Annotated in this window: 8 protein-coding genes and 1 other annotated feature; of the genes, 7 read left to right on the top strand and 1 reads right to left on the bottom strand. The window is 54.6% G+C overall.

Features of this window, described 5'->3' with window-relative positions; genetic code table 11:
• The gene (locus tag ACJROR_RS15410; protein WP_406547867.1) at positions 1 to 999 is read right to left on the bottom strand and encodes a hypothetical protein; all 999 of its coding nucleotides are present in this window, start codon (positions 997 to 999) and stop codon (positions 1 to 3) included.
• 744 nt (positions 1,000 to 1,743) lie between these two features.
• Positions 1,744 to 1,875: a sequence feature (His leader region), on the top strand.
• Positions 1,876 to 1,896: 21 nt separating this feature from the next.
• Here ACJROR_RS15410 and hisG point away from each other — a divergent pair.
• The 7 genes from hisG to ACJROR_RS15445 form a co-directional block, all read left to right on the top strand.
• Positions 1,897 to 2,796: an ATP phosphoribosyltransferase gene (hisG, locus tag ACJROR_RS15415; protein ID WP_406547868.1), complete on the top strand. Its 900-nt coding sequence runs from the start codon at positions 1,897 to 1,899 to the stop codon at positions 2,794 to 2,796.
• A 19-nt stretch (positions 2,797 to 2,815) separates the two neighbouring features.
• Positions 2,816 to 4,111 (top strand): histidinol dehydrogenase, encoded by a 1,296-nt coding sequence (hisD, locus tag ACJROR_RS15420; protein WP_406547869.1) that lies wholly within the window; start codon positions 2,816 to 2,818, stop codon positions 4,109 to 4,111.
• An 11-nt stretch (positions 4,112 to 4,122) separates the two neighbouring features.
• Positions 4,123 to 5,202 (top strand): histidinol-phosphate transaminase, encoded by a 1,080-nt coding sequence (gene hisC, locus ACJROR_RS15425; RefSeq protein WP_406547870.1) that lies wholly within the window; start codon positions 4,123 to 4,125, stop codon positions 5,200 to 5,202.
• Between the two features lie 47 nt (positions 5,203 to 5,249).
• Positions 5,250 to 6,365 carry a bifunctional histidinol-phosphatase/imidazoleglycerol-phosphate dehydratase HisB gene (gene hisB, locus ACJROR_RS15430; protein ID WP_406547871.1) on the top strand — a complete coding sequence of 372 codons (1,116 nt, stop codon included), beginning with the start codon at positions 5,250 to 5,252 and terminating at the stop codon, positions 6,363 to 6,365.
• A 2-nt stretch (positions 6,366 to 6,367) separates the two neighbouring features.
• Complete coding sequence (gene hisH, locus ACJROR_RS15435; protein ID WP_406547872.1) at positions 6,368 to 6,982, top strand: imidazole glycerol phosphate synthase subunit HisH; 615 nt, start codon at positions 6,368 to 6,370, stop codon at positions 6,980 to 6,982.
• Between the two features lie 13 nt (positions 6,983 to 6,995).
• Complete coding sequence (hisA, locus tag ACJROR_RS15440; RefSeq protein WP_406547873.1) at positions 6,996 to 7,736, top strand: 1-(5-phosphoribosyl)-5-[(5-phosphoribosylamino)methylideneamino]imidazole-4-carboxamide isomerase; 741 nt, start codon at positions 6,996 to 6,998, stop codon at positions 7,734 to 7,736.
• On the top strand, positions 7,718 to 7,959 hold a 242-nt coding region (locus ACJROR_RS15445), incomplete at its 3' end, for a HisA/HisF-related TIM barrel protein (protein ID WP_406547874.1). The genes hisA and ACJROR_RS15445, both read left to right, overlap by 19 nt.

Here is a 7,959-nt window from a genome sequence, read left to right on the forward strand (position 1 = left end):
TCAGAATGCCACGATACGACGAAGCGGCATGTTGTCTAGGTTAGAGAGGCTTTTTGTGTATAGCTCAAAAGGAATGGGAAAGTTGTAATTAAGGTGCGCCACGCTTTTGCGGTATGAGCCGTAAAGCTTGTTGTAGTTCCTGGCCAGATATCTGAACTCATTGGAACCGGCAATCGGGATAGGACTGTCGTTTTTTATCCGTTCCGCGGCATTGATTATGGGTTTGATTCCCAGATACGAGGTCATGAGTATTATAAAGATGATGCAGACCGTTTCGATGATAATAACCAATCGAACCGCATCAAGCTCAAAAATATGATTTTGCGCCAGCTCTGTTTCGGTGTCCTGAGTGAGCTTTTCAACCTCTGCGAGGCTCTTTTTCATATTGGCGCGGATCTGATCCTTCTTGGCATAATAATCCTGGTTAAAAAGCACCTCTGTAGCGCGCCTCCGCTTCTCCGGGGCGGAAAGATTCCGATCCTCATCTCTGAGTTCCACGGTATTGAGTATTTCCGGATAATCCGTTATTCCTGCAGCATCTACAGCCAGCTTCATGGCATAGTATTCCTGCAGCATCAGTTCTCTTGATGCGGTGAGAGCTTCTTTCATGCTTTGGAGGGCATCGGCGCTGCTGGGGTGGCCTGACACCACTTCAATTGCCTTTTCACGGCGTTTTTCCACCGTTGCTTCACGGAAGTAATTGTCCATGTACGTAACATCGCCCGTAACGGAAAAGCGCTGCGCGTTTTCAGTCAGATAATCAGAGGCATTCATGAGATCATCGGTGGCCCGCCGAAGCTCCATGTGCTTTTCAACTGCATCCGAAAGATTGTTAAAGGTCGAAGAAAGCTGCGCTGTTGAAAAAATCATCAGCGCGGAAACCAATACCGCTATCACAATGAGCCATATGTACAACTGGCGCAGGGATACCCCGTCCTTTCTGATTTTTGCAGCTTTTCCCGTGTTTTCAGCTTTGCCCGTGTTTTCAGCATTACTCATAATAATAATCGACCTTGATACATATACCTTTGTGAGGGCGCGCAAAGACTTGAATTTGAACCATAATCAAAGAAACGAAGGACTTTTCGGCGCGCGTTTCAGCCCTGCCGCCGCTTAAATAAAATCCCCTGAAACCGGAAAATGCCCGGATTCAGCGGCATGAAAGAATAATCTTCCCCGCAGCGATTTTTCCGGTGCATCCGGAAGACGCGGGAGTTCTCAGAATCTCTCCGATATGCGTGTTCAATACTGCCTGATAACACCGTTAAAATCCGCAGCAACGCCTGAAAGCACTGAATCAAAGGGCTGTTTTAAGTAACATCGCACAGTGTTCCAATTAATTCGTTTGAAATACAAAAATAAAAAATATTAATGCGCCCCTGCCGCGCTGCTGCTGTCATGGAGATGATTCACACATGCCCGACTATTGTAACGCTTTTTCCGCTTCTTTACCTATATTTTCCGAACCGGTTCCGGGAGGAGTCGAATGAGGCCGGAGCCAGCAAATGAGCCGGGAGCAGGCAAACAAATGTCTGCCTTTCCGGGCCGGGCAAGGCACTGGCTGGGATCGCCCTTTTTAAGCCGGCGGCGCGCGGGTAACCGGCCTTTCCCCCGAATAAGTGACCTCCATTGCAAAAATTGCCACAATCCTCCGGGAATGGTGTATAATGCGCAGTGTTCAAAAACATAACGGCAATCTGAGGATTGACAGATGTACGGATACACGCTGGCATCAACACTTCATCACCACCATCATCACCCGAAATAATCTTTCAGGAGGATGAGTTCTGGAAGATTTAAGCTCTTCCAGTGAGTTGCCGCACAGACGATTCTGAGGCCCTTGGAGGAGAAAAAAGCTTCCAGGGGTTTTTTCATTTACGAGGACAGTAAAACAATATGAGCGCTACCAAGAAATTTCGCATCGCCATGCAGAAGAAAGGCAGACTGAGCATCGATACCACCGATCTTTTCCGGAGCTGCGGTCTTAAGATCAACAGCCGCGAGGATCGTCTGATCTCCCATGTGGAGAATATGGATATCGACCTTCTCCGCGTTCGCGATGATGATATTCCCGGACTGGTAATGGATCACGTAGTGGACTGGGGCATTGTAGGTCAGGACGTGCTGGAGGAAACCACCATTGAACGCCAGCAGGACGGTCTTCCCACCGACTACACTCTGGTGCGCCAGCTGGATTTCGGCGGCTGCCGTCTTTCTCTCGCCATCCCGGTGGAACAGGAATGGAAGGGAGTGGAAAGTCTTGAAGGTCTCAAGATCGCCACCACCTATCCCAACCTCACCAAGCGCTATCTGGACAAGATGGGAGTGAACTTCAAGGTGGTGCATCTCACCGGCTCCGTGGAAGTAGCTCCCCGCGCCGGCCTCGCTGATGCCATCTGCGATCTGGTAAGCTCCGGAGCCACGCTGGACGCCAACGGCCTCAAGGAGGTGCAGGTGGTTTACAAGTCCAAGGCCGTGCTCATTCAGAGAGATCAGGAGCTCTTCCCGGAAAAGCAGCTTATCGCCGACACTCTGGTTAACCGCATCGATGGCATGATGCAGGCTCATGGCTCCAAGTACATTATGCTCCACGCTCCCAAGGACAAGGTGGAGGAAATTACCGCCCTGCTGCCCGGCGCCGAATCCCCCACCCTCCTCACTTTGGAAGGCAACCCGGATCATGTGGCCATGCATGTGGTGTCCACAGAAACCCTCTTCTGGGAAACCATGGAAAAGCTTAAGGCTCTGGGCGCCAGCTCCATTCTGGTGCTTCCTATTGAAAAGATGCTGAAATAATCGGATAAGGTGAAGCAGTATGAAGATCGTTAACTGGTCAGAGCTTTCCGAACAAGAAAGAAATGACACCCTGGCGCGGCCCGCCACCTCCGACAACGGAGAAAAGGCCCGCCTGGTAGCCGACATTATCGCCAATATCAGAAACAGCGGAGATCAGGCTCTCCGGGAATATTCCGCAAAGTTTGACCGCTTTACCGGGGATCATCTGAAGCTTACGGATGCCGAGATCGATGCCGCCGTGGCCAGAGTGCCCCAGAAGCTCAGGGATGCTCTCAAAATGTCCTTTGACAATCTCTGGAAGTTCCACGAGGCTCAGAAGCCGGCTCCGGTAGTGGTGGAAACCCGTCCCGGAGTTACCTGCGAGCTTCATACCCATGCCATTGATCCCGTGGGACTTTATGTTCCGGGCGGTTCGGCGCCTCTGGTCAGCACTGTCCTCATGCTGGGCGTGCCGGCCCGCATCGCCGGAGCAGAACACATTATTCTGTGCTCGCCTCCCCCGGTATCAGATGCCATTATTTATGCGGCAAATCTCTGCGGCATCCGCGACATCTACACCATCGGCGGAGCTCAGGCTGTTGCCGCCATGGCCTACGGCACCGAGACCGTTCCTAAGGTTAACAAGATCTTCGGACCGGGCAACTCCTTTGTCACCGAAGCCAAGAAGCAGGTATCCGCTGATTTCCGCGGCGCCGCCATCGACATGCCGGCCGGCCCCTCCGAGGTCATGGTTATCGCTGACGAAAGCGCTGATCCCGCCTTTGCCGCCGCCGACCTGCTGTCTCAGGCCGAGCACGGGCCGGATTCCCAGGTGGTGCTGCTTTCCACCAATCCCAACTACGGCAATGAAGTGCTGGCTGAAGTGGAAAAGCAGGTGAAGGAGCTTTCCCGGGAGAATATCGCCGAGAAGGCCCTGGAAAAGAGCACCGCCATTGTCTGCCGGGATCTGGACGAGGCCTGCGAAATCGCCTGCCTCTATGCTCCGGAGCACCTTATTATCGAGACCAGGGATCCCCGGGCTCTCCTGCCGAAGATCCGGAATGCCGGCTCCGTCTTTATCGGCGCCTTCACCCCGGAATCGGCCGGCGACTATGCCAGCGGCACCAACCACACTCTGCCCACCTACGGCTATGCCAAAACCTATTCCTCCCTGGGACTGCAGGACTTTATCCGCCGGTACACCGTGCAGGAAGCCACCCCGGAGGGACTGGCCATTATCGCTCCCGCCATTCAGGAAATGGCCGATGCCGAGGGACTTACCGCGCATAAGAGAGCCGTAACCGTCAGAATGGAAGCCCTGGAAAAGAAAGCCTAAGGAGTTTTGCCATGTCTTTTGATATTTCTTCTCTGGCCACAGCCAGAGTCCGCGCTCTCAGCCCCTACATGTCAGCCCGGCGCATCGGCGGCATGGGACACACCTTCCTTAATGCCAACGAAGCTCCGTCCTCTGCGGCATTTCTGATGAGCTCCCAGAAGCTGAACCGCTACCCGGACTGTCAGCCCGCCGAGGTGCTGGAGGCTTATGCCGCCTATGCCGGAGTCTCCCCGGAAAACGTCATGGTCTCCCGGGGCAGCGACGAAGCCATCGGCCTTCTTATCAGAACCTTCTGCGAGGAAAACCGGGACAGCATCATTATCTGCCCGCCCACCTACGGCATGTACCGGGTCAGCGCCGATACCAACGGAGCCCGGGTGCTGGAGGTGCCGCCCCGGGAGGATTTCAGCCCGGACACCGCTGCTATCGGAGCCGCCCTCAGGGATCCGGAAAACCGCGTCAAGCTGGTATTCCTGTGCTCCCCTAATAACCCCACCGGGGAAACCGTAAAGCGGGCTGACCTCCTGGAGGTGCTGGATGCCGCCAGAGACCGAGCTCTCGTGGTGGTGGATGAGGCCTATATTGAATTCTGCCCGGAGGAGACTCTCGCTGACCTCCTTCCTGAGAATCCGCACCTCGTCATTACCAGAACCCTGTCCAAGGCCTTCGGTCTTGCGGGAATCCGCTGCGGCTTTGCTTTGGCTTCCCCCGAGGTCATAAAGCTCATGCTCAAGGTAATTGACCCCTACCCCATCTGCGACCCCGTGGCTCAGATCGCCGTGCAGGCGCTGTCTAAGAACGGTCTCGAGATCATGCGGGCCCGGGTTAAGGAGCTTAACGACCGCAAGGAAAGATTTATCGCCGAGGTTAAAAAGCTTTCCCGTACGGGAGAGGTGTTCGGAACCAAACCCAACTATGTGCTCTTCCGCTTCCGGGACGGGGAACAGCTGTTTTCGGATTTCGTCCATCGCGGCGTGATCCTCCGGGACTTCAATGACAAGCCCCGCCTTAAGGACTGCATTCGCATCACCATCGGCAGCGAAGAGGAAATGCAGGAAGTGCTCCGAATACTGAAAGAGCTTGACAAGTAATTAACCATTGTAAGAGGCGGGCCGGACTCGCCTTTTGAGTTTTACCTATGCAGAAATATTTATTTATCGACCGCGACGGCACTCTCATCGATGAACCCAAGCCCAGCGAACAGGTGGATTCCTATGAGCTTCTTAAGTTTGAGCCCGGAGTGATCTCCGCTCTTAAAAGCCTCGCCGCCGCCGGCTTCAGACTGGTTATCGTCACCAATCAGGACGGCCTGGGCACTCCCAGTCTTCCCGAGGCCAGCTTCAAAGGGCCCAACGATCTTATGCTGAGCATTTTCGGGAGCGAAGGGGTTACCTTTGACGAGGTGCTGATCTGCCCCCACTTCCCTCATGAAAACTGCTCCTGCCGGAAGCCCAAAACCGGTCTGGTTCTTAATTACCTGAAACCCGGCGTCATGGATCCTGAAAACAGCTATTTCATCGGGGATCGGGAAAGCGATGTGGCCATGGGTCAGAACATGGGCATTAAGAGCATCCGCTATGACCGCGAGGCGAATAACTGGCAGATGATCGCCGAGAGCATTCTCTCCAAGCCCCGCACTGCGGAAATCGTCAGGAACACCCGGGAAACAAAGATCACCGTGTCCGTGGATCTGGATCACCCCGGAAAGCGGGACATCCATACCGGCATCGGCTTCTTTGATCACATGCTGGATCAGATCGCCTCTCATGGAAACTTTTCTCTCAGTCTGCGCTGCGACGGGGATCTGGAGGTTGACGAGCATCATACGGTGGAGGATGTGGGCATTGCGCTCGGAGAGGCTCTCAAAAAAGCTCTCGGAGACAAGAGAGGCATCGGCCGCTTCGGCTTTGCCCTGGCCATGGACGAGGTAGCCGCCAAAATCGAAGGACTGCCAGAGGACTCCGTCACCAATCACGAGGTCACCTGCGCTCTGGATATCTCGGGACGGCCCTATGCGGTCTTTACCTGCGATGCGGAGTTCCAGAGAGAGATGGTGGGCGGCCTGCCCACGGAAATGGTGCCCCATTTCTTCCACAGTCTCGCCTGCGCCATGGGGCTTACCCTGCACCTCTCGGTAACCTCCGGAAACACCCACCATCAGGTTGAGGCACTCTTCAAGGGCTTCGGCAGAGCTCTCCGCCCCGCCCTCAGGAGAGAAGGCAACGACCTGCCGTCCACCAAGGGAGTACTTTAAATATGCAGAAAATTACCGTTATCGATACCGGCAGCGCCAATCTCACCTCCGTGGTTATCGCTCTCCGGCATTTAGGAGCTGATCCCGTGATCTCCACTGATGAAAAGGTGATCCGGGAAGCCGACAAGCTGGTTCTGCCGGGAGTAGGCACCGCCAGCGCCGCCATGAAGCTTCTTCATGAAAGGAATCTTCCGGATCTCATCAGATCCCTGACCCAGCCAGTTCTGGGGATCTGCCTCGGCATGCAGATGCTGGGACTGGAGTCACAGGAAAACATGGGCGAATCCGGAGAAACCGCTCCGGTAAAATGTCTCGGTCTCACCGCCGGCACGGTGCGCCTGATGAAGACCGGGGATCTCCCCCTGCCCCACATGGGCTGGGATCAGGTGTCTCCGGTTCGGGAATCCCCGCTCTTTAAGGATATTCCCGATAATACCTTCTTCTACTTTGTGCATTCCTATGCCATGAACGTCTGCGCGGACACCCTGGCCGTCACCGAGTACGGGGAAAAATTTACCGCCGTGGTGCAGAAGGACAACTTCTTCGGCACCCAGTTCCATCCGGAAAAGTCCGGCCGCATGGGAGCCCGGCTTCTCGGCAACTTTTTAAACCTTTAGGAGTGAGATAAAGATGATTATCCCGGCAATTGATCTTATAGGCGGAAAGGTTGTCCGTCTGTTTCAGGGAGACTATGCCCGGAAAACCGAATACACCGCAAGCGCTCAGGATCGCTTTGATCTCTATGTAAGCGAGGGAGCCAAATATCTCCACCTGGTAGATCTGGACGGCGCCAAGGATCCGGCAAAAAGGCAGCTTGACACCATTTCCTCCCTTATTAAAAACACTCCGGTACCGGTGGAAATCGGAGGCGGCATCCGGAGCCGGCAGGATGCGGAGGCCCTTCTTAACATCGGCGCGGATCGTGTGGTTATCGGATCCTGCGCCGTCAAAAATCCCGCGGAGGTTAAGGAATGGTTCCGGGATTTCGGTGCCGGGCATATCGTGCTGGCGCTTGATATCAACATTGATCCCGAAAGCAAAAAGCGCTTCATTGCCGTTAAGGGCTGGCAGGAAAACAGCGGCGTTACCATAGAGGAACTCATTAATGATTACCGGGAAGTGGGTCTCTCCTATGTGCTCTGCACTGACATCAGCAGGGACGGCACTCTCAAGGGAACCAACGTGGAGCTCTATCAGGATCTCGCCAGAGAATTCCCGGATATTTCCTTTATCGCTTCCGGCGGCATCGGATCCCTCGAGGATGTGAAAAACACCCGGGACAGCGGCGCCTACGGCGTGGTACTGGGCCGGGCTCTTCTGGAAGGCAAATTTACTGTTAAGGAGGCCCTGGAATGCTGGCCAAACGCATAATACCGTGTCTGGACGTTAAAAACGGAGTTGTTGTCAAAGGGGTGCAGTTCCGCAACCATGAGGTTATGGGCGATATTGTGGAACTGGCCAGACGCTATGCCGAGGAAGGCGCGGACGAGCTGGTTTTCTATGACATCACCGCCTCCTCCGATGCCCGGGTAGTGGATAAAAGCTGGGTCAGAAGAGTGGCCGAGGTTATTGATATCCCCTTCTGCGTGGCCGG

The sequence above is a fragment of the Succinimonas sp. genome, from assembly GCF_045225735.1.
In the GTDB taxonomy this organism is placed as follows: domain Bacteria; phylum Pseudomonadota; class Gammaproteobacteria; order Enterobacterales; family Succinivibrionaceae; genus Succinimonas.